Below are 20,912 nucleotides of genomic sequence, written 5' to 3'. Positions count from 1 at the left end.
GTGGCTGATTCGGGCTTGGAGTTGGCGTCGTCGTCGCCAGTGTGACCAGTGCAGAATGTCGTCGACCGGGGTGGGGCGGCGGTCGGTGAGACGGGTGATCAGCCGTCGTATCTCGGCGAGGCTGAGGTGGATGAGCTGGGAGGATCCGTTTCTGCTTTCTCCGTGTCCAGCTCTTGGGCTCGCAGGACGGTCAGGCAGGCGTGGGCGGCCATGACCAGGGGCATGTGGCGGTGCCATCCGGGGTAGCGGCGGACCTGGTAGTCGTCCAGGCCGCATTCCTGCTTCGCCGTCTGGAAGCATTCCTCGACAGCCCATGGGCTGCCGGCTATGCGGATCAGCTCGTCCAAGGTGGTCTGGTCGGGGCAGTAGGCGATGTAGTAGGAGATCTCCTCGGGCCTGCCCACGCTGCGGCGGACGAGAACCCAGTGCCGGCGGTCCTCGCGGTGCCAGGGCCTCACTTCGACGCGGGCCCAGTCGTAGATCCGCCGGCCGTGAGCCCCCTCGCCGCAGGAGGGGCATTTCCACTCCTGCCGCGGGAGTGAGGGGCACAGGTCGTGGACGGGGTGGTCGATGGACCAGCGGGTGACGACGGTGTCGTGGCGGGTGGTGGCCATGACGTGGAAGACGTCGGCCTGCTCCAGCTGGTACCGCCAGCCCTTGCTGAAGCCATAGGCGGCGTCCGCCGTCACCTACCCGAGCGGGATCTTCCCCGCGATGGCCCGGCGGACCATCGCCTTGGCCATCGCCACCTTCGTCTCGGAGGCGACCGTGTCGTCGATGCCCACGCTGGGGCGCTCCACTCGGGCGACGAGGCCCGAGACGAGATCCGCAGACGCGTCCTGTTCCCCCCGCGAACTGGAACGCTACGCGGAGGGCGCCGGCTTCGAGGTCCTGGACATGAGCGACGGGACAGGGGCAGGGCTCACCGGCCCAACGGCGTATACGGTGGCTCGACAAACGCCAGTCGGGGCGTGCCGATCTCGGCGTCACATGGGCCAGGAGCAGCCTTCGGCAGGGCGGATGAGGGTGGCGGCGACGATGTTTCCGTCAGGGTGGGCATGAACCTTTTCGATCGTTTCCGCCCGGATGTAACGGAGATGGGCCTATATTGGGCGATCGTCGACGCGATCCCGGCGTGGAAGAACGCTGGAGCAGGTGCTGACCCATGGGCGATGAAGGTGTCTCCATGAGAGTCGAGCGCTGCGGTGGCACGCACACCGCATACCTGCTGGCGGCGCTACTCGCCGTTCTGGCCGGCTGTACGGAGTCGGCCCCTGTCCCTGCCCCAGACGTTGCCCTTGGTTCCCTGGTGCTGTCTGCCGACGCCCTCACTGGCGACGACGGTTGCGGCTCATATGCGACTGCTGAGGAGACGGCGGCCACGGGAGACGGGTCCCCGACGCTGCGCGCCACCGATTGGTGGAACAGCCGACTGGCCAAGGCCTCGAAGGGATGCACCGTGTATCACTTCGTCGGCTACTACGGCGATGGCGGTGAAGCGAAGGAGGCCTTCACTCATCGCGACCCAGAGCATGAGTACGGCCGGAGTTGGCCCTGGGCACCAACCGCTGTTGACGTCCCTGAAGGCTTGCACGCTGACCGTTCCCAGGTGCTCTGTCTGAACGGCAACCGTTCGGTCGGCTGCACGGAGTGGTACTTCTGGGCCCAGTGCAGCGGTGTTGTGACCCAGGTATCGATGTCCCATCTCGCAGGAGACCCGCCCAAGATCAAGGAGGAGGACTTCACGAGGCTCGTCAATATCGTGGACGTCCGAATGCACGAGGTCCTCGCCTCGCATACACCCGGCGGTGACCGGCGGAACGGAAAGCGGCGCCAGCGTCGGCCGCCCGATTCATGCCGGACGTCAGCAGACGTGCGGCGGGCAGGGCGGTGGTTCGCCCGGCAGGCACTCGAACCACACCGTCTTCCCGCCCCCGGGCAACGGTGACACTCCCCACCTGTCCGTGACCGCGTCGACGAGGAACAGGCCCCGGCCGTTTTCCGAGGTCGGATCCGGCGCCGTCGCCGCGCGTGGCAGTCGGTTGTCGTTGTCCCTCACCTCTACCCGGACCCCAGGCTCCCGCTTCTGGATCAGCACCTCGCAGCGGCGGTCCGGGACGTGGCGGACCACGTTGGCGATCAGCTCCGTCAGCGCCAACTCGACGGCGTCCGTGAGGTGTTGCAGGTCCCAGTCCTCCAAGTGGCCCCGTGCGATACGGCGGATGTGGCGGGCCGAGTGCTCGCCGGCCGTGAGGGTCAGGCGGTGCCGGGTGGGCACGGGGGAAGCGAGGACGGAGGGAAAGTATTCGTTCACGCTACGAGCGTGACCTCATGCAACTACTCTGGGCTACCACTTGAACACAACCCGTTCAAGTGTGTACAGCGCTGCGTGAGAGGGGCCTCGCGTGACCAACATCAACGTCCTTGACCCTGGAGCTTCGCCGCTCGACTACTACGGCTTCGAACTGCGTCGGCTGAGGGAGGCCGCCGGGCTCAGCCAGCGGCAACTCGGCGACATCCTCAACTACACCGGGTCGTTGGTGGGGCAGATCGAGACCGCCAGGAAGGTTCCGACCGTCGAGTTCAGTGAGCGGGCAGATGCGGCCCTGGGGACGGGGGGTTTACTGTCTCGGCTGGTTGAGCTGGTGCTCCGTAGTCAACTTCCGGCCTGGTTCCGGCAGGTGGCCGAACTGGAGGCTCGCGCCACCGAGATCTGTACCTTTCAGACCCACCTGATCCACGGTCTGCTGCAAACCCCGGGCTACGTGCGCGCCGTACTCGGTGTGCTGGACGAGACCGACCTCGACGACCGCACCGCCGTCCGGTTGGCCCGGCAACGCATCTTCGAGAAGGGTGAACCGCCGATCCTCTGGGTGGTGCTCTGTGAAGCAGCGTTGCACCAGGAAATCGGCGGCTCGGCGGTCATGTGGGAGCAACTCGCCAGTCTGGTGTCGTTCGAGCGCAATCCACGGATCAATGTCCAGGTGATGCCGTTCTCCGCCGGGGCGCACGCCGGTTCGCAAGGCTCGTTCAATCTCTACCGCTTCGCGAGTGACCCCGCCATCGTCTATACGGAGGGATACGGCAGCGGGCATCCGTCCGCGAACCCGGACACCGTCAAGGACTGTTCACTCCGTTACGATCATCTGCGGGCCGCCGCGCTGTCCCTCAAGGATTCGGCGGAGCTGATCCGGCGAGTGATGGAGGAGCGCTATGGGGAACGACGTGACTCTGACGGGGATCCAGTGGCGTAAGTCGTCGTACAGCGGTGACCAGGGCGGTGATTGCGTCGAGATCGCCGAGACGTCCGTCGCCACCGTTGCCGTGCGTGACTCCAAGGCCCCGGCGGGTCCGATGCTCACTCTTCGGCCCGCCGCCTTCTCCGCGTTCGCCTCCTGGGTCGGGGCTGCCGCCGCCGAGTGAACCGGCACGGAGTGCTCACGGGCGGCCCGACGCCGTCAGGGCCAGTGCGCCCGACAGGAGGGCCGCCAGGAGCAGGGGTGGGCCCAGGCCGTGGTGGAGCAGGAGCCAGGCGCCGAGCAGGCCGCCCGCGAACAGGGCCGCCACAGCTGTCGCGCGGCGGCCGAAGCGGGTGCCGTGGCCGCCGCCCGCGTGGGACTCGGAGGCCATGCCGGTCAGGGTCATCGTGAGGACCGTCGTGGGGAGGTCGGGCACGCCCAGTCTGCGGACGGTGGCCGTGCGCAGGCCCAGGGCGAAGGCGGTCAGGATGATCACCGTGTAGATCGTGGCGGGGGCGTCGTCCGGGGTGGTGAGGGCGACGGCCGCCGCGGCCGCCAGCAGGGCCGCCTCGACGGTCAGGGTCAGCCGGGCCCACGCGCGGTGCGAGCCGAGCGCGTGGACCACGCGGCCCCCGGCGACGGCGCCGGCCAGGAAGCAGGCCAGCGAGGTCAGGGAGTGGCGGACCGAGAAGCCGGGGGCGCCTGCCGCGGCGAAGCCGACGACGAGGACGTTGCCGGTCATGTTGGCGACGAAGATGTGATGCAGGCCGAGGAAGCTGACGGCGTCGATCAGCCCGCTGACCAGGGTCAGGGCGAGCAGGACGGGGACGAGCCGCAGACCGCGGGCTTCGGGGTCGGGCGCGTCCGGTGCCGGGGGCTCGGGGGTCATCCGGTCAGTTGAGCACAATGCGGTGGGAAAAGGGCGAAAGCGGCGGTCCGGGGATCGGGGACCGCCGCTTTCGCGTCAGAGGGGGCGTGTGGCCGGGATCAGTACCAGCCGTTGGCCTGCCAGAAGGACCAGGCGCCGGTCGGGCTGCCGTAGCGGGAGTTCATGTAGTCCAGACCCCACTTGATCTGGGTCTTGGCGTTGGTCTTCCAGTCGGAGCCGGCGGCGGCCATCTTGGAGCCGGGGAGGGCCTGGACGAGGCCGTAGGCGCCGGAGGAGGCGTTGGTGGCGTCGACGTCCCAGTTGCTCTCGTGCTGGACGATCTTGCTGAACGCGTTGAACTGTGCGGCGTCCGGGATCATCTGGCGCGCGATCGCCTGGGCCTCGGAGGCGGAGGCCGTGGCGGGGGCCGCCTGGGCGGGCGCCGCGGTCAGGGCCATGCCGGCGGTGGCGGCGGCCACGGCGACGGCGGTGAGGGTCTTCTTGGGGGAGGCGATGCGGCGGATGACGGAGACGGACACGGAGAACCTTTTTCTTCGGGGACTGTGGTGTCGCGGGGCGTGCCGGAAACACGCGGTGCGTGGCCGCACCGCGTGAAGTGCGGTGGGTGGCTGGCATGCGGTGGCGTCTAGGCCCGGGGGCTCGTCGGCGCCGTGCGACGTCATCCAGAGAAGCAGGGCGGGAGGGTGTCCGCAATGACCCCTTTTACTAGTTGTGGCCGCATGTGGCCGGCCCGGTGTGTCTGTGAGCTGGCTCTCAACGCGCAGGTCAACGGTGCTATCTGCGTGTGCATGACGTCCGAATTGTCCTACTAGGTAGGGTCGTAGGTGACCTGCGTCATGTGGGGCGCTTCACCGGTCCGCGGTGCTCGTCTCACTCCCGGCGCACGCGTGCTCACGGCGTCGGCGGGTCGAATGTGACCGGCGCCTCGAAGGCCGCCCGCCGCGTCGCCCGGCGCAGGGCCCGCAGGACCGCCGGGCCGAGAGTGAGGGTGAGGACAACCGTGAACACGGCCCGGCCCAGGTCCCAGCCGAGCGACGTCGCCACGCAGTACGCGACGAAGCGGGCCAGGTTCGCGGGGACCGTCCCGTCCGGGTCGAAGGAGATGTGCGAGGCCAGCGTGCCCATGAACGGCCACCCGGCCATGTTCATCACCGTGCCGTAGGCGAAGGCGGCCAGGAAGCCGTAGACGGCGAGCAGGGCCAGTTCGCCGCGGCCGCGGAGGCGGTCGGGGCCGGGCAGCAGGCCCGCGCCCATCGTGAACCAGCCCATCGCCAGCATCTGGAACGGCATCCACGGGCCCACCCCGCCCGTCAGCAGCGCCGACGCGAACATCGTGACCGAGCCGAGGACGAAGCCGAAGCCGGGGCCCAGCACCCGCCCGCTCAGCACCAGCAGGAAGAACATGGGCTCGATGCCGGCGGTCCCGGCGCCGATCGGACGCAGCGCCGCGCCCGTCGCCGCCAGCACGCCCAGCATCGCCACCGCCTTCGGGCCGAGCCCGGACTCCGCGATCGTCGCCGCCACCACGGCGACCAGCAGGACCAGCAGCCCCGCGAAGAGCCACGGCGCGTCCTGGGCGTGGGCGTTGAGCGTGGAGGCGGGAGGAGCGAGGAAGGGCCAGGTGAAGGCCACCACTCCCACCGCGCTGACCAGTACGAGGGCGGTCACGGAACGGGGGCCCAGACGGACGGCACGGGCCTGCCGTTGCCGGGGGGTCGACACCCTCGGCCGTACGGCGGTCATGCGAGCGCCTTCCGCACCTGCGTCACCGTGAGCCACTCCTGCGGGGCCAGGATCTTCGTCACCTGCGGGGCGAAGGAGGGGGAGGAGACGACGACCTCCGCCGTCGGACCGTCCGCGATCACCTCGCCCTCGGCCAGCAGGACGACCCGGTGGGCCAGCTCGGCGGCCAGTTCCACGTCGTGCGTGGCGAGCACGATCGCGTGACCGGCGGCGGCCAGCTCCCGCAGATGGGCCACCAGGCGGGCCTTCGCCGCGTAGTCCAGGCCGCGGGTCGGCTCGTCGAGGAGGAGCAGCGGCGGGCGGGCGGTCAGGACGACGGCCAGCGCGAGGGTGAGGCGCTGACCCTCGGACAGGTCCCGGGGGTGGGTGTCGTCCGTGATGCCGGGGAGCAGGCCGGAGACCAGGGCCCGGCAGGTGCCGGGGGCGGCCTGCGCGTCCCGGTCGGCCGCCGCGCACTCGGCGGCGACCGTGTCGGCGTAGAGCAGGTCGCGGGGTTCCTGCGGGACCAGGCCGACGCGGCGGACCAGGTCCCGGGGCGCGGTGCGGTGCGGGTCCGCGCCCCCGACGCGGACCGTCCCGGCGGACGGCCCGACCAGGCCGACCAGGGTGGAGAGGAGGGTGGACTTCCCGGCGCCGTTGCGGCCCATGAGGGCGATCGTCTCGCCGGGGGAGACGGTCAGGTCGACGTGGCGCAGGGCCTGGACCCCGGACCGGCGGACGGCGAGGGCACGGACCTCGGCGGGCGGAGCGGAGGCTGCGGTGGTGGGGGCGGGTGCGGTCGGGCGGCGCCGGAACCACCGTCCGGTCGCCTGGCGCGGCACGGCGGGCGGGGGCGACGGGGGCGGTCCGAGCGGCACCGGCGACGGGGCGTGGTCCCCTTGCTTGCCGGCCAGGCGGGCGCGCAGGTCGCCCGCGCGGCGCCGGGCGTCGCGGACCGTCAGCGGCAGCGGGGACCAGCCCGCGACCCGGCCCAGCTCCACCACCGGCGGGTACACCGGCGACACGGCCATGATCCCGGCCGGGGCGCCCAGTACGGGGGCGGCGCCGGGGGCGGGCAGCAGGGCGACCTGGTCGGCGTAGTGCAGGACGCGTTCCAGCCGGTGCTCCGCGAGCAGCACCGTCGTACCGAGGTCGTGGACGAGGCGCAGGAGGACGGCGAGCACCTCCTCGGCGGCCGCCGGGTCGAGGGCGGACGTCGGTTCGTCCAGGACGAGCACCCGGGGGTGCGGGGTGAGGACCGAGCCGATCGCGACGCGCTGCCGCTGCCCGCCGGAGAGGGTGGCGAGCGGGCGGTCGCGCAGCCCGGCCAGGCCCAGCAGGTCCAGGGTCTCCTCCACGCGGCGGCGCATCACGGCCGCGGGGAGGCCCAACGACTCCATGCCGTAGGCGAGTTCCTCCTCGACCGTGTCCGTCACGAAGTGGGAGAGCGGGTCCTGGCCCACCGTGCCCACGACGTCGGCGAGTTCGCGCGGCAGGTGGGTGCGGGTGTCGCGGCCGGCGACCGTGACGCGGCCGCGCAGGGTGCCGCCGGTGAAGTGCGGGACCAGTCCGCCGACCGTCCCGAGCAGGGTCGACTTGCCGACGCCGGACGGGCCGGCCAGGAGGACCAGTTCACCCTCGGGGACGGTGAAGTCCACACCGTTCAGGGTCGGTTCGGGGGCGCCGTCGTAGGTCACGGAGACGTTCTCGAAGCGGATCACGACGGTTCCTTGCGGTGGTCACTGCGGTGGTTGCTGCGGTTGTCACTGCGGTTGTCACTGTGGTCGTCACTGTGGTCGTCATTGCGGTGTGCGGTGTGCGGTGTGCGGTGTGCGGTGTGCGGGGGCGAGGAAGGCGGGGAGGAGGCCCGCGAGGACCGCCGCCGCCGGCCCGAGGGGGAGGGCTGGGGCGGTCAAAGGGATCACGCCGGGGTGCAGGTCCGCGGGGTCCGTGGCGGCGGCGAGGGTGAGGAGGCCGGCGACCGCGAGGCCCGACGCGGCGACCAGACAGGCGCGCGGCGTCCAGCGGTCGGGCCGGTAGCGGGTGCGGGGCGAGCGGCGGCCGCCGAGGTGGAGTCCGGCGAGGGCGGCGGCGAGCCCGGCGAGGAGGACCGGCAGGCCGTAGGCGCCGCCGGCCGCGGTGAGCAGGCCGTACGTTCCCGCACAGACGCCGAGCAGGCCGCCCAGGGTGAGCGCGGTGGTCGTACGCCGGACGGGGGCCGGGACGTCGGCGGTACGGCCGTAGCCGCGCGCGTCCATCGCGGCGGCGAGGGCGACGGACTGCTCCAGCGCGCCCTCCAGGACGGGCAGGGCCACCTGGAGCAGGCCGCGCAGGCCCCGGTCCGGCCGGCCCCGGAGCCGGCGCGCGGCCCGTAGGCGCCGGCCGTCGGCGATCAGGTGCGGGGCGAAGGTGAGGGCCACGACGACGGCGACTCCGGCCTCGTACAGGGCGCCGGGCAGGGACTTCAGCAGGCGGGAGGGGGAGGCGAGGGCGTTCGCCGCGCCGACGCACACCAGCAGCGTGGCCAGGCGCAGGCCGTCGTACAGCGCGAACAGGACACCCTCGGCGGTGACCCGGCCGCCGAGACGGATGCCCTGCGCCCAGGCGGGCAGCGGGACTTCGGGGAGGGTGACGATCACGTGCGTGCCGGGGACGGGGGAGCCGAGGGCCACCACGAAGACGAGGCGGATGAGGAGGACGGCGAGGGCGAGGTGGAGGAAGGCGGCGTAGGACCGCGCCCACGGGGTGTCCGGACGGCAGGAGACGACGACGTACGCGGAGGTGGTGAGGAGGAGGGCGAGGAGGAGCGGGTTGGTGGTGCGGGTGGCGGCGGTGCCGAGGGCGAGCGCCCACAGCCACCAGGCGGCGGGGTGCAGGGGCAGGGGGGCTCGGGGCCGCTGCCGGGGAGTGGGTGCGCTCACCCGCGCTCGCGGGGCGCCGCCCGCGCCCACCCGTGCCGCCCCGGCGGCACGACTGCCCGCGGCCCGCGCCGGCGAGGCCCAGTCCGTGCGCACCGGTGTGGCCTCGGCGGTACGGTCGTCCGCGGCCTGCGTTCGCGGGGCGCCGCCCGCGCCTGCCGGTGTCGCTTCGGCGGCACGACCGCGCGCCGGCTGCCCGGCTCCGCCGTTTCTATCCACGCCCGCGCCGCCGCGCCTGCCACACCGCCGCCGCGGCCAGGACGGCGACCAGGGCGCCGCCCGCGTACACGCCCAGCGAGGGGCCTGCGTCGTCGTCTGCCGGCTGCTTTTGGGCCGGCTGTGCCGCTGTCGTGGAGTTCCCGTCGGAGGTGACCTGCTCGCCGCAGCCCGTCCTCGGGTAGCCCGCGATGGCGCACAGCAGCGCGTTGCTGTCGTAGCGGAGGGGCTTGGCCGCGGCGGCCAGGGCCTCCGCCGTCGTCGCGTCCTCGGGGACGCGGGCGCAGGCCGTCCGGGCGGCCGGCGGGGTCTCTCCGGCCGGGGCGTCCGTCGCCGTGCCGAAGTCGAGGACCAGCGCCACCCGCTTCGTCCCGTCCCGCGCGGGCGTCCTCGCGCAGATCGCCGCGAAGGACGTCGAGCCACGCGGCCGGGCCGCGTCCTGGGAGTCCTCACTGACCGCGAAGCGGAAACCCTGGACCGAGCCGTCGGCGGGGCGGGCCGTCGCGGGCCCCTGGGTGGCGTAGACCCAGCGCTCGCCCTCGCGCTCCCAGAAGGACCAGTAGCGGTAGCCGGCGGCCCGGGCCGGACCGGCGCAGGCCAGCACCGGCAGCAGCACGGCGAGGAGGAGGGCGGCGGCGCGGCGTATCACGGAGGCGGGGCGTACTGCGGTGGCGGGGCGTGTCCCGGCGGCGGGGCGTATCACGGCGGCGCTGCGTGTCACGGCTGCCGCTTCCGGCGGCCGCTGATCAGGAAGCCGATGCCGATGCCGGCGACGAGGAAGACACCGACGGTCCACCAGGTGCCGTAGCCGTCGTCGGAGTCCTCGGAGTCCTCCGAGTCCTCGGAGCGGTCCTTTTCGTCGCCGGAGTCGTCCGGCTTCTCCGTCGCCTTCGGCGCCGGTCCCGTCGCGTTCAGCGCCGCGACCAGGTCCGTGCCGCCGAAGGCGCGCGGGGCGGTGCCCGTCGCGTGGGCGGCGAGGACGAGCTGGGCGTAGGCGGCCGGGCCGCTCTGCTTCGCCCAGGCGGCGGCGTTCCGCTCCAGCCACTCCAGCGGCTGCCGGGCCCGCTCGGCGCCGCCCTGCGCGGCGAGGGCGACCACCGCGTCGGCGGTGTTGCCGTAGTCCGGCTGGTCCTCGGCACCCGGGAGCACCGACTTCAGGTAGCCGTCCTGCGCGACGGCCTTCGCCAGGTACGCGGCGCCGTTGGCGGCGGCCTGCCGGGGCGTCGGGTCGTCGGCGTCGGCACAGGTGGCGCCGGCGTCGGCCTTCTCGCCGGCCTCGGGCGCCAGGCCCTTGCCGAGCGCGCCGAGGACACCGGCGGCGGTGGCGTCCGCGTTGGCCGCCAGCCCGCCCTGCTTGTCCGGCTGGTAGGCGAAGGCGCCCGCGCCGGCGCCCGTGCAGGGGAGGGCGAGCCCCGTCAGGGCGTCGTACGCCGACCGGCCGCCCTTGACGACGCCGGAGGGGTCCTCGCCGGCCGCGGCCAGCGCCCCGACGACGACGGACGTCGAGTTCGTGTCGGTGGCGCCGCCGGGGGCGTACCCCCAGCCGCCGTCCTTGTTCTGGACGGACTTCAGCCAGGTGACGGCCTTCTCCGTCGCGTCCTCGTGGCCGCCGAGGGCCGCGAGGGCCTGGACGGCGGCGGCCGTGCTGTTGGTGTCGACCATGAGCTTCGCGTCGCAGGCCGTGGCGGGCTCGGCGCGGAAGGCGGCGAAGGCGCCGTTCGCGCACTGCTGCCCGGTCAGCCAGTCCACCGCCGTCCGCGCCGGCTCCACACCGACCGTGTCCTGGGCGAGCAGCGCGAGCGACTGCCGCCAGACGCCGTCGTACGTCGGGTCCGTGCCGCCGTACAGGCCGGAGGGGATCGCCACCGACGGCGACGCGGACGGGGTCGGGTCGGCGGCCGTGGCGGGCGCGGCCGCGCCGATCACTGCGGTGGCGGCCAGGACCGCTGCGCTGCGGCGGACGTTCATGATCGGCGGGTGCCTCTCCCTGTCGGGGAGCCGGGCAGCACGGGACACCCCGGCGGCTCGGCTCCGTGATCCTCGACGGTGCCGTGCGGCGGCGGGCTGCCGGCGCACGTGAGCCGGTCACGGTCCCGTCCGGGGCAGTCCGGCTGGCCGCGCCCACGGACGGCGGCGCGGCTCACGGTTGCGGGTCAGCGCCGGATTTGCACCGGCTTCCCCCCGTACGGGTGTGATGACGACCCGGCCACTCTACTCGCCCGTAGGGAGACGCTGAGGGGCGCCTGTGCGTCCGGTCGGCCGCCCCTGGCCGCGGAACGGGTGGCGGCGTCCGGGGAGGCCCGAGGGTGCCGTGCCGCATACCTGCCCGCGAGGACGCCCGGGCCTCCCCGCCGTACGGGAGCCCCGGCCCCCGGAGTCCCCGGAGCCTCGGCCCGGCTGCCGTACGGGCGCCGGAGCCCGGGAGTTTCGGCCCGGCTGCCGTACGGGCGCCGGAGCCCGGGAGTTTCGGCCCGGCTGCCGTACGGGCCCCGGCTTCGCCGTCGGTGTTGCAGCGAGGGCAGCCACGAGCAGGAACGCACCGTGCACGCCGGCGCCCAGCGGATCTCCCTGGCCGCACCGGAGGCCGAGGCGCGCCGGCTGCTGGAGCGGTGGGCTGGGGAGACGGTGACCGGGCGGAGCTGGAGCGGGCTGGAAGCGGTGGGATGAGCGCCTCCGGCGCCGCACACTGCCTCCACTGCCTCGAAAAAATCTCCCATTTCGGGGGTTGCATCCGGCTATGGGCGTTCTATTCTGGTAGTGGCCTACGAGGCGAGTGAGGGAGTTCGACCGGAGTAGCCGACTTCGGCGAGACGCCGTGGCGGGAGTCACGGCATCCGCCGGTGGCCGACATCGACGGTCGGGCTGAGAGGCCGAAAGGCGGTAGTCGAGCCGGACGGCGACCCCCATTACCTGATCCGGGCAATACCGGCGAAGGGAACCCGTCTCGTAGGTTTTTCGTGCCTCTGCGCCCTCTGCGCCCTCTGCGCCCTCTGCGCCCTCTGCGCCCTCTGCGCCCTCTGTGTAGTGCGTACAGTCCGCGCAGTCTGTCCAGTCCGCGCCCTCAGGCCCTCGGCGTCCTCACAGCGACGTGGGATCCGGGCCGCGCCAGGACCGCTCCACCTCCTCGAACTCCTCGGCGTACGCGCCCGCCGGCAGCGCGGCGCGCAGAGGGAGCAGGTCCGACGGACGCAGCAGACCGAAGGACCCGGCCGGAAGCGCGTCGAGGAGTTCGGCCGCGTGCGCCGCCAGCCAGTCGTCGAGACCGAGCTCCGCCGCGAGGCGCAGGAGGTCGACCAGGGCGGAGGGATGGTCCACGGCGACCGCCCCGAGGTCGAGGTCCGCCAGCAGGGCGTCGAAGTGGTCGGCGGCCTCGCCGCCGCGCGGCGAGCCCCACCAGCGCCAGGCGTGGGTGGAGTGGCCCTGGCGCGTGATCCGCACCAGGTCGTGCAGCGGGGTGTCGCCGTCGTCCCGGGTGTGCTGCGCCTCGACGAAAAGCCTGCGGAGCGAGCTGAGAGGCCCGATCAGGGCATGGTGACCCCGGTCCACGCCCTGTCGGACGACGTCCAGCAGCAACCGCTCCGCCGTCGGGCTGAGGCGCAGTCCGCCGGCGTTCGTGAACACCGGGGCCAGCGCGGTCGTGACGGCGGCGAACTCCTCGTCGGACAGCCTGGGGACGTCATGGACGAGCTGGCGCAGCAGGGCCTCCACGAAGGGGTGCTGGTCCACCGGTGCCAGGGAGTGGACGTTGCTCAGGCACTCGGTGTACAGGCGGGCCCGTTCCGCCGGTTCGTGGAGGTCGCGCGCGAGCAGGGCCACGAGTGCCCGCGCGGGCACCTGAAAGCGGGTGTCCATGTCGAACGCCCTGGTGAAGGCGCTGGGCATCCTCAGCAGGAGCGGATAGCCGACGTGGAGCAGCAACTCGGTGTCGAGGTCACCTGTGAACAGGACCCGCTTGATCAGGGTCGCGGTGCCCTCCGAGGAGAGCCGCTCGTCCAACTCCGCCGACAGCGGCTCGGCGGGCGGGGACGGATGCCACCCGTACCCCCAGGCCAGATCATGCTGGGTGAGCCGCGTGCGGTCCATGCTGAGGCGCAGATCCGACCGCTCCGCGCCCGTGCCGTGCCCGTCGGGCCGCCGTACCCGCTCGAGGGTGAGGGCGGCGGTCAGCGCGCCCCACGATTCCGTGGTCAACTGCGCCTGCCATCCCATGGCGTGCCGCCGCCAGCGGGCGACCGCGTCGCTCTCGCCCGCCACGAACTCCGAGACGTACACCTCCCCCGCCGCCAGCACCGCGATCAACGCCAGGTTCACCTCGTACACCGCGTCCCGGTACGTCCGGCTCAGCCGGACCGGCGCGTATCCCACGGCGGTGCGGCGCGCGGGGTCCCACGCCGCCGCGCCGAACAAGTCGCTCAGCGCGGACACCAGACCCGTGCGCGAGCGGCCCGTGGGCCAGGCCGCGAGCATGTCCCGCAGGTTCTGCACGAGCTGCGCCCGGTCGGTGAGCGGGGCGAAGGATAGCAGTGCGTACAGTTCGCCGTCGTCCGAGGGGGCGTGGCTGCCGACGAGCCTGCCCAGGGCCCCGTCGATCAGTCGGGCGGCCAGATGTTCGCCGAAGGTCGCGTGCATGAACTCGTAGCTGCGCAGCCTCTCCTCCGTCACGACGGCCTGCGCCTCGTGCACGAAGAAGAACCGGCCGAACAGCAGCCCCGGGCCACGGCCCGCCGCGCCGGGCACCGAGGCGCCGAGCGCGGCCAGGTCCCGGTCGGCCTCCTCGCCGCTGACGGCCTGGGCGCCGCGGTGGAACATGGAGAGCGCGATCACGGACAGCTGGTACAGCTCGCGTTCGACGGCGGTGGCCGCTTCGGCCGGGGGCAGCGGGCCGTCCTTGACGACCTGCCGGTGGACGAACTCCCGCAACAGCCGGTCGTACAGCTGCGTCCGGCTGATCTCCTCGTCCGGCAACCGGTGCAGCGCGTTGTCGACCGCGTCGTACAGCGCCAGCATGAGCAGCAGCAGAGGGTGGGCCGCCAACTCCTGGTGGGGCAGGACGACCTCCGGGGTGAGCCGCTGGAGGCCGTGCCGATCGAAGTAGCCGGCGTTCACGGTGTTCCAGACGGTGAGCCAGTGTTCGATCTCCGGCTCGTCGAAGGGTTCCAGCCGCACCACCTCACTGGCGGAGGGGATCTCCGCGCGGTCGGCGACCACCGTGCGGCTCGTCACGATCACGATCAGCGGACGGCCGAGCCGGGCCTCGCGCTTCTGGAACTCCGCGACCTCCCGCAGATATCCCCACTGACGCGCGGAACCGAGCCTCTGGGCGCCCGCCTGAAGCAGCTCGTCGAATCCGTCGAGCAGCACCACGGGGACCGGACCGGGCTCCTCCTCCGACCAGTCCGGCCAGCTCACCGCACGTCCCGTGGCCCGCTTCAGCGCGTGCTCCACCTGTGTCTGCACATCCGCCTCGGCGGGCGTGTGCCGCAACTCCACCCGCAGGGGACGGAACTCGCTCGCCGGGAGCCTGGCCGGCAGCAGCCGGGTGAGCAGCGACTTGCCGGCCCCCGGGGCGCCGAGCACCACCAGGGGCGTGAGCAGTGCCGGAAGGCCGAGCAGCTGCGCGGCGAGGAACTCCTCGAGATCGTCGTACCACGGTTGCTGCTCCCACCACTTGTCCGAGGCGATGCCGTCCCGGGCACCGCGCGAGCGGGCCGCCAGCCGGAAGCCAGGGTTGACGTAGCCGGACTCGAGGCTCGGCAGCCGTGGGCCGGGGGAGTCGAGCGACGCGATCGGGCCGCGCAGCGGCGTTCCGTCGCCGGCCGGGAGACCGTCCCGGCCGGCGTACCGCGACAGGAGGTCCCCGAGGCCGGCCAGTCCGGTCCCGGGCGCTTCCGTGGCCCGGTCGTCGGGCCCGGGCAGGCCCGCCAGCAGGGCGAACTCCGGGCAGGCCGCGGCCAGCGGCCGGGCCAGCCGCAGGTAGTCGTCGACGATGCGGGTGGCGGTCTCGACGTGGACGGAGTCCCGGAACTCCGCCAGCGGCGACCCCCACGTCGGATGCGCGCCGTCCGCGAGGTCCCGGACCAGGTGGGCGGTCTCCCGACGGCTCGAACCGTACGGCCCCACCGCCGCCGCCACCAGCAGCACGCGCGCGGCCTGGACCAGAGCGGCGCGCGCGACGCCGTGCGCGGCCCGCACCCGCTCGGGGAAGCGGCGCAGCAGCTCCTCCAGGACGGGCGGCGCCCCCCGGCCTTCCCCGGGCCGCGCGGTCAGCGCGTCCACGGCCGCCGTCGGCTCCGTACGTCCCTCGCTCAGCAGGTGCACCGCGTCCTCGACGCCCATGTCGACGTACTCGGCGGCACGCAGCCACGTCCCGGGGGCCGGGACCGCCGACGGCGGCGCGTCATCCCGTCCGCGTGGCGTCCGTGCCGTCTGCGCCGTCTGCGCCGTCTGCTCCAGCTCCGTGTGCCGGCTCCTCCACCACCGGACGTCGAGGGTCACCCCCGGCGGAGCGGTCCCCTTCCGCCGCGCGCACAGCTCGACGATGCGCCGCACCGTGTCCCAGTCCGGTGGCCTCTTCCGCCGCCCGTTGAGCAGCTCGGAGACGGTGGCGCTCTTCAGGCCGAGGGCCTCGGCGATCTCCGTCTGCCGTACGCCGCACGCGCGGACGGTACGGCGCAGCGCGGCGCTGAAGTCCGCGACGGGGCCTGCCGGTGGTGCGGCCAACTGCCCTTCCCTTCGGCGCGGTTCGGTGGACGCCTCCGAAGCGTACGGCCTGACCTGCGGGTTCCGCCCGGGATTCGGTGGACGTCGGAGTCCGGCCGCGGCGCGGTCACGGCGGTGGATCGTCGTCGTGCACGTCGTCGGCCGTTCTCCCCGGAGGAGATCCCATGCCCTTCCCCGCGCCCCACCTGCCCGTCCTGTTCCTCGCGGTCGCCTTCCTGGCCGTCTACGCCGGTGTGGTCCTGCCCGCCGTCTGGTCCCGCAAGCCGGCCCGGCGGCAGGCGGCGCTCAAGGTGCTCACCCAGCTCCTGGGCGCCCTGCGCCGCTGGAGGCGCTAGCCGTGCGCCCGCGGATCCGTCACGTCGATCGTCCGCGGTTCCGTCACGTCGGTTGTCCGCGGTTCCGTCACGTCGGTTGTCCGTGGATCCGTGACGTCGGTTGTCCGTGGATCCGTGACGTCGATCGTCCGTGGATCCGTCACGTCGATCGTCCGTGGATCCGTCACCTAGGTTGCCCGTGGATCCGTCACCTCGGTCGCCCGTGGATCCGTCACCTTGACCGCCCGTGGATCCGTCACGTCGATCAGCCGGCACGCCGTCTCGATGTCGATCCGCACCTGGGCGATGGAGGCCCGCCCGGAGAGCCAGGTGATGAGCGCCGAGTGCCAGGTGTGCTCGATGACGCGGACCGCGGAGAGCTGCGCGGGCGTCGGGTCGTCGGTGAGGCCCATCGCGTCGAGGATGATCGCCGTCGTCTGACGGGAGACCTGGTCGACCTCGGGGCTGACGCTGCGGTCGGCGAAGGTGAGGGCGCGGACCATCGCCTCGGCGAGACGGGGCTCGCGCTGGAGGGAGCGGAAGGCGCGCATCAGGGTCACCGCCACGCGCTCGGCCGGGGTGTCGCCCGTCGGGGGCCGTCTGCGCAGCGTGCCGTGCAGATGCGTCAACTGGTCCTGCATGGTGGCGACCAGCAGGTGCACCTTGGACGGGAAGTAGCGGTAGAGCGTGCCCAGGGCGACCTGGGAGGACTCGGCGACCTCCCGCATCTGCACCGCGTCGAAACCGCCGCGGCCGGCCAGTCGCGCGCTCGCGTGCAGGATGCGCCGGCGGCGGGCCTCCTGCCGCTCGGTGAGGGGCGGCGAGGCCGGGCGCGCGGTACTGGCTTCCACCTTGTCCCCCTGGGCTTCCGCAGACATGGGTCCCGCTCCGTGACAGTCGGTGAGGGTGTGCGATCGCACCGCGGCCCAGGGCGCACGGCCGTGGCGTGAATCACCTGATCCACTGCTCCGCGCATCCCTACCTGCCGGTAGATTCGGAGCCTCCCGAACGATCAAGTCTGAAACTTGTTCTAGATTAACGTCCCGTCGTAGTCTCGCGGGACAGTGCAGGCAGAAGGGGGCCGGAGTGACCGCTGAGGCCAGTCAGGCGGGGCCTGGGCAGGCCCCCGCCGCCGACGGCGGGCGACCGCTCGACATAGCGCTCCTCACCTACAAGGGAAACCCGTTCTGCGGCGGCCAGGGCGTCTACGTACGGCACCTCTCCCGCGAACTCGTCCGCCTCGGCCACCGTGTCGAGGTCATCGGCTCCCAGCCGTACCCCGTCCTCGACGACCCCGGTGACGACCCCGGTGACGACCTCGGCGACGGCCCCGGCAGCGGCCTCGGGGAGCGACTCTCCCTCACCGAGCTGCCCAGCCTCGACCTGTACCGCCAGCCCGACCCCTTCCGCACGCCGGGACGGGACGAGTACCGCGACTGGATCGACGCGCTGGAGGTCGCCACGATGTGGACCGGCGGCTTCCCCGAGCCGCTGACCTTCTCGCTGCGCGCCCGCCGCCATCTGCGCGCCCGGCGCGGCGCGTTCGACGTCGTCCACGACAACCAGACACTCGGATACGGGCTGTTGGGAGACGTCGGCGCCCCCCTCGTCACCACCATCCACCACCCCATCACCGTCGACCGGCAGTTGGAGCTCGACGCCGCCGAGAACTGGCAGCGCCGCTACTCCGTGCGCCGCTGGTACGCCTTCACCCGCATGCAGAAGCGCGTCGCGCGCCGGCTGCCGTCCGTGCTCACCGTCTCCGGCACCTCGCGCCAGGAGATCGTCGACCACCTCGGCGTCCGCGAGGACCGCATCCACGTCGTGCACATCGGCGCCGACACCGACCTGTTCTCGCCCGACCCGTCGGTGCCCGTCATACCCGGCCGGATCGTGACGACGTCCAGCGCGGACGTGCCGCTCAAGGGCCTGGTTTTCCTCGTCGAGGCGCTCGCCAAGGTCCGCACCGAGCACCCGGACGCCCACCTCGTCGTCGTCGGCAAGCAGCCCCAGGAGGGACCCGTCGCCCAGGCCGTCGAACGCTACGGCCTCGAAGGCGCCGTCGAGTTCGTCAAGGGCATCTCCGACGCCGAACTCGTCGACCTGGTGCGCTCGGCGGAGGTCGCCTGCGTGCCGTCCCTGTACGAGGGCTTCTCCCTGCCGGCCGCCGAGGCCATGGCGACCGGGACCCCGCTCGTCGCCACCACCGGCGGAGCCATTCCCGAGGTCGCCGGGCGCGACGGGGAGACCTGCCTCGCGGTCGCGCCGGGCGACTCCGGCGCCCTGGCCGCCGCCCTCGGCCGGCTGCTGGCCGACCCCGCGCTGCGGGCCCGCCTCGGCGCGGCCGGGCGGGAACGGGTGCTGGAGCGGTTCACCTGGGCGCGGGCCGCCGAGGGCACCGTGGCCCGCTACCGCGAGGCCGTCGAACGGGCGGGCGGCGGACGTTCCCCGCGCCCGGCCGGGCCGGACGCCGGACCCACGGCACACCCGAGCCGTACGGCGACCACGACGACATCCACCAAGACGACGACATCCACGACCACGACGACATCCACGACCACGACGACACCCACGACCACGACGACACCCACGACCACGACCGCCTCCGGCGCCGTTGACGTCGTATCCGATCGCGAAAGCAGGGCCACGTGCTGACCGTCGACTTCTCCCGGTTCCCGCTCGCCCCCGGCGACCGTGTCCTGGACCTCGGCTGCGGAGCCGGCCGGCACGCCTTCGAGTGCTACCGGCGCGGCGCGCAGGTCGTGGCGCTGGACCAGAACGGCGAGGAGATCCGCGAGGTCGCCAAGTGGTTCGCGGCGATGAAGGAGGCCGGCGAGGCCCCCGAGGGCGCCACCGCCACCGCCATGGAGGGCGACGCCCTCGCGCTGCCCTTCCCCGACGAGTCCTTCGACGTCGTCATCATCTCCGAGGTGATGGAGCACATCCCCGACGACAAGGGCGTCCTCGCCGAGATGGTGCGCGTCCTCAAGCCGGGCGGCCGGATCGCGATCACCGTCCCGCGCTACGGCCCCGAGAAGGTCTGCTGGGCCCTGTCCGACGCCTACCACGAGGTCGAGGGCGGCCACATCCGCATCTACCGGGCGGACGAGCTGCTCGCGAAGATCCGCGAGGCCGGCCTGAAGCCGTACGGCACCCACCACGCGCACGCGCTGCACTCGCCGTACTGGTGGCTGAAGTGCGCGTTCGGCGTCGACAACGACAAGGCGCTGCCGGTGCGGGCGTACCACAAGCTGCTGGTCTGGGACATCATGAAGAAGCCGCTGGCCACCCGGGTCGCCGAGCAGGCGCTGAACCCGCTCATCGGCAAGAGCTTCGTGGCCTACGCGACCAAGCCGCACCTGCCCGCAGTGAGCCCAACCGTGGACCCCGCCGTGGACCCCGCCGTGAGCCCCGCCGTGGACGCCCGGTGACCACTTCCCGGACGGAACACCTGGTCCTGCCCGGGGTGCTCACCGCCGAGCAGGCCGCCGCGACCGTCCGCGGCATCCTCGCCGCACAGCGGGAGGACGGCGCGATCCCGTGGTTCCGGGGACACCACCTGGACCCGTGGGACCACACCGAGGCCGCGATGGCCCTCGACGCGGCCGGCGAGCACGAGGCCGCCGAGCGGGCGTACACGTGGCTCGCCCGGCACCAGAACGAGGACGGCTCCTGGTACGCGGCCTACGCCGACGGCGCCTTCGACGACGTCACCGACCGGGGCCGGGAGACGAACTTCGTCGCCTACGTCGCCGTGGGCGTGTGGCACCACTACCTGTCCACCGGCGACGACACGTTCCTGGACCGCATGTGGCCGGTCGTCCACGCGGCCGTCGAGTACGTGCTGCGGCTCCAGCAGCCCGGCGGCCAGATCGGCTGGCGGCGCGACGACGACGGCACCGCCACCACGGACGCGCTGCTGACCGGCTCCTCCTCGATCCACCAGGCGCTGCGGTGCGCGCTGGCGATCGCCGAGCAGCGGGAGGAGCCGCAGCCGGACTGGGAACTGGCGGCGGGCGCGCTGCGGCACGCCCTGCGCCGGCACCCGGAGCGGTTCCTGGACAAGGGGCGCTACTCGATGGACTGGTACTACCCGGTCCTGGGCGGGGCGCTCACCGGCGCGGAGGCCAAGGCGCGCATCGAGGAGGCGTGGGAGCGGTTCGTCGTGCCGGGGATGGGCGTGCGGTGCGTGGTGCCCAACCCCTGGGTGACGGGCGGTGAGTCGGCCGAACTCGCCCTGACCCTCTGGGTGATGGGCGAGTCCGACCGCGCGCTGGACATCCTCCAGTCCATCCAGCACCTGCGGGACGCCGGGTCGGGCCTGTACTGGACCGGCTACGTCTTCGAGGACGAGGCGATCTGGCCACGGGAACTGACCACGTGGACGGCCGGATCCCTGCTGCTGGCGGTCGCCGCGCTCGGCGGCCACGAGGCCACCTGTGCGGTGTTCGGCGGCGACCGCCTGCCGATGGGACTGGACCCGGACTGCTGCGACTGAACGCCTCCGGACGGTCAGTGGCGGTGGACCCGATGGGCGATCGCGTGGCCCACGAACAGGTAGACCACCGCCGCCAGACCGTAGCCCGCGACGACCCGCGCCCACGCCTCGTCGAACGTGAACAGGTCGTGCGACCAGCCCGCCAGCCAGCGGGCCACGTCGTGCACGAACTGCACGAAGTCATTGCCCCGGTTGGCGTCCAGCAGGTACATGAGGATCCACAGGCCCAGGATGAGGGCCATGACGTCGGCCACGACGGCGATGACCGTACCGGCCTGATTCGCACCGCTCCGATATCGAGGTGACATGCTGTTCGGTTTGCCGTTCGAGACGGGATGAAACCCGGCCGGCTCCGGTCGGCCCGGCTTTGCTCGCCGTTGGCATGGAGTTCCCCCT

General features: G+C 72.9%; 18 protein-coding genes, 2 pseudogenes and 2 riboswitches. Of the genes and pseudogenes, 8 read left to right on the top strand and 12 right to left on the bottom strand.

The genetic code is table 11. The annotated features are described in order from the left end of the window. Positions 1 to 98: 98 nt before the first annotated feature. Positions 99 to 782 (bottom strand): annotated as a pseudogene (locus ACFV9M_RS00620) (IS701 family transposase); the annotation flags it as partial. A 9-nt stretch (positions 783 to 791) separates the two neighbouring features. Between ACFV9M_RS00620 and ACFV9M_RS00615 the strand changes: the two are divergent. Beyond that, positions 792 to 960: pseudogene (locus ACFV9M_RS00615) on the top strand (SAM-dependent methyltransferase); the annotation flags it as partial. A gap of 904 nt (positions 961 to 1,864) precedes the next feature. On the opposite strand, the gene ACFV9M_RS00610 reads toward ACFV9M_RS00615, so the two are convergent. Then, complete coding sequence (locus ACFV9M_RS00610) at positions 1,865 to 2,314, bottom strand: ATP-binding protein (RefSeq protein WP_385062112.1); 450 nt, start codon at positions 2,312 to 2,314, stop codon at positions 1,865 to 1,867. A 91-nt stretch (positions 2,315 to 2,405) separates the two neighbouring features. Between ACFV9M_RS00610 and ACFV9M_RS00605 the strand changes: the two genes are divergently transcribed. After that, positions 2,406 to 3,254 carry a helix-turn-helix domain-containing protein gene (locus ACFV9M_RS00605; RefSeq protein ID WP_385062110.1) on the top strand — a complete coding sequence of 283 codons (849 nt, stop codon included), beginning with the start codon at positions 2,406 to 2,408 and terminating at the stop codon, positions 3,252 to 3,254. Then, entirely contained in the window at positions 3,226 to 3,423 is a 198-nt protein-coding gene (locus tag ACFV9M_RS00600) for a DUF397 domain-containing protein (RefSeq protein ID WP_385062109.1), read from the top strand. The genes ACFV9M_RS00605 and ACFV9M_RS00600 overlap by 29 nt, the downstream gene beginning before the upstream one ends. A 15-nt stretch (positions 3,424 to 3,438) precedes the next feature. Here the strand turns inward: ACFV9M_RS00600 and ACFV9M_RS00595 are convergent, their stop codons facing one another. The 7 genes from ACFV9M_RS00595 to ACFV9M_RS00565 form a co-directional block, all read right to left on the bottom strand. Next, a complete protein-coding gene (locus ACFV9M_RS00595; RefSeq protein ID WP_385062107.1) occupies positions 3,439 to 4,128 on the bottom strand; it encodes a YoaK family protein in 690 nt (229 codons plus the stop codon). Between the two features lie 98 nt (positions 4,129 to 4,226). Further along, positions 4,227 to 4,646 (bottom strand): transglycosylase SLT domain-containing protein, encoded by a 420-nt coding sequence (locus tag ACFV9M_RS00590; RefSeq protein ID WP_385062105.1) that lies wholly within the window; start codon positions 4,644 to 4,646, stop codon positions 4,227 to 4,229. A gap of 373 nt (positions 4,647 to 5,019) precedes the next feature. After that, a complete protein-coding gene (locus tag ACFV9M_RS00585) occupies positions 5,020 to 5,871 on the bottom strand; it encodes an ECF transporter S component (protein WP_385062104.1) in 852 nt (283 codons plus the stop codon). Beyond that, positions 5,868 to 7,571: an ABC transporter ATP-binding protein gene (locus ACFV9M_RS00580; protein ID WP_385062102.1), complete on the bottom strand. Its 1,704-nt coding sequence runs from the start codon at positions 7,569 to 7,571 to the stop codon at positions 5,868 to 5,870. Before ACFV9M_RS00580 ends, ACFV9M_RS00585 begins: the two co-directional genes overlap by 4 nt. Positions 7,572 to 7,649: 78 nt before the next feature. After that, a complete protein-coding gene (locus tag ACFV9M_RS00575) occupies positions 7,650 to 8,801 on the bottom strand; it encodes a CbiQ family ECF transporter T component (protein ID WP_385062261.1) in 1,152 nt (383 codons plus the stop codon). A 178-nt stretch (positions 8,802 to 8,979) separates the two neighbouring features. Next, on the bottom strand, positions 8,980 to 9,633 hold the full coding sequence (locus tag ACFV9M_RS00570) for an SCO2322 family protein (RefSeq protein ID WP_385062260.1): 654 nt from the start codon (positions 9,631 to 9,633) through the stop codon (positions 8,980 to 8,982). Positions 9,634 to 9,701: 68 nt separating this feature from the next. Then, complete coding sequence (locus tag ACFV9M_RS00565; protein WP_385062100.1) at positions 9,702 to 10,952, bottom strand: prenyltransferase/squalene oxidase repeat-containing protein; 1,251 nt, start codon at positions 10,950 to 10,952, stop codon at positions 9,702 to 9,704. 132 nt (positions 10,953 to 11,084) lie between these two features. Then, a riboswitch (cobalamin riboswitch) is annotated at positions 11,085 to 11,165 on the bottom strand. Between the two features lie 360 nt (positions 11,166 to 11,525). Here ACFV9M_RS00565 and ACFV9M_RS00560 point away from each other — a divergent pair. Continuing rightward, positions 11,526 to 11,651 carry a hypothetical protein gene (locus ACFV9M_RS00560; RefSeq protein ID WP_385062099.1) on the top strand — a complete coding sequence of 42 codons (126 nt, stop codon included), beginning with the start codon at positions 11,526 to 11,528 and terminating at the stop codon, positions 11,649 to 11,651. A gap of 98 nt (positions 11,652 to 11,749) precedes the next feature. Next, a riboswitch (TPP riboswitch) is annotated at positions 11,750 to 11,938 on the top strand. Between the two features lie 124 nt (positions 11,939 to 12,062). Here the strand turns inward: ACFV9M_RS00560 and ACFV9M_RS00555 are convergent. After that, on the bottom strand, positions 12,063 to 15,704 hold the full coding sequence (locus ACFV9M_RS00555; protein WP_385062097.1) for a helix-turn-helix domain-containing protein: 3,642 nt from the start codon (positions 15,702 to 15,704) through the stop codon (positions 12,063 to 12,065). 164 nt (positions 15,705 to 15,868) lie between these two features. On the opposite strand from ACFV9M_RS00555, the gene ACFV9M_RS00550 reads away from it, so the two are divergent. Beyond that, positions 15,869 to 16,039 (top strand): hypothetical protein, encoded by a 171-nt coding sequence (locus ACFV9M_RS00550; protein ID WP_385062095.1) that lies wholly within the window; start codon positions 15,869 to 15,871, stop codon positions 16,037 to 16,039. A 167-nt stretch (positions 16,040 to 16,206) separates the two neighbouring features. On the opposite strand, the gene ACFV9M_RS00545 is transcribed toward ACFV9M_RS00550, so the two are convergent. Next, the gene (locus ACFV9M_RS00545) at positions 16,207 to 16,896 is read right to left on the bottom strand and encodes a TetR family transcriptional regulator (protein WP_385062094.1); all 690 of its coding nucleotides are present in this window, start codon (positions 16,894 to 16,896) and stop codon (positions 16,207 to 16,209) included. A gap of 208 nt (positions 16,897 to 17,104) precedes the next feature. On the opposite strand from ACFV9M_RS00545, the gene ACFV9M_RS00540 reads away from it, so the two are divergent. The 3 genes from ACFV9M_RS00540 to ACFV9M_RS00530 are packed head-to-tail and all read left to right on the top strand — an operon-like array spanning position 17,105 to position 20,516. After that, entirely contained in the window at positions 17,105 to 18,673 is a 1,569-nt protein-coding gene (locus ACFV9M_RS00540; protein WP_385062092.1) for a glycosyltransferase family 4 protein, read from the top strand. Continuing rightward, positions 18,667 to 19,449 carry a methyltransferase domain-containing protein gene (locus ACFV9M_RS00535; RefSeq protein ID WP_385062091.1) on the top strand — a complete coding sequence of 261 codons (783 nt, stop codon included), beginning with the start codon at positions 18,667 to 18,669 and terminating at the stop codon, positions 19,447 to 19,449. Before ACFV9M_RS00540 ends, ACFV9M_RS00535 begins: the two co-directional genes overlap by 7 nt. Then, positions 19,446 to 20,516, top strand: coding sequence for a prenyltransferase/squalene oxidase repeat-containing protein (locus ACFV9M_RS00530; RefSeq protein WP_385062089.1), 1,071 nt, complete (start codon positions 19,446 to 19,448; stop codon positions 20,514 to 20,516). Before ACFV9M_RS00535 ends, ACFV9M_RS00530 begins: the two co-directional genes overlap by 4 nt. 14 nt (positions 20,517 to 20,530) lie before the next feature. On the opposite strand, the gene ACFV9M_RS00525 is transcribed toward ACFV9M_RS00530, so the two are convergent. Further along, complete coding sequence (locus tag ACFV9M_RS00525) at positions 20,531 to 20,824, bottom strand: hypothetical protein (protein WP_385062088.1); 294 nt, start codon at positions 20,822 to 20,824, stop codon at positions 20,531 to 20,533. Positions 20,825 to 20,912 lie beyond the last annotated feature (88 nt).

The organism is Streptomyces sp. NPDC059895 (assembly GCF_042731035.1).
Lineage (GTDB): Bacteria > Actinomycetota > Actinomycetes > Streptomycetales > Streptomycetaceae > Streptomyces.
The sequence above is the reverse complement of the archived record's forward strand: the minus strand, read 5'-3'. Positions and strand labels throughout refer to the sequence as shown.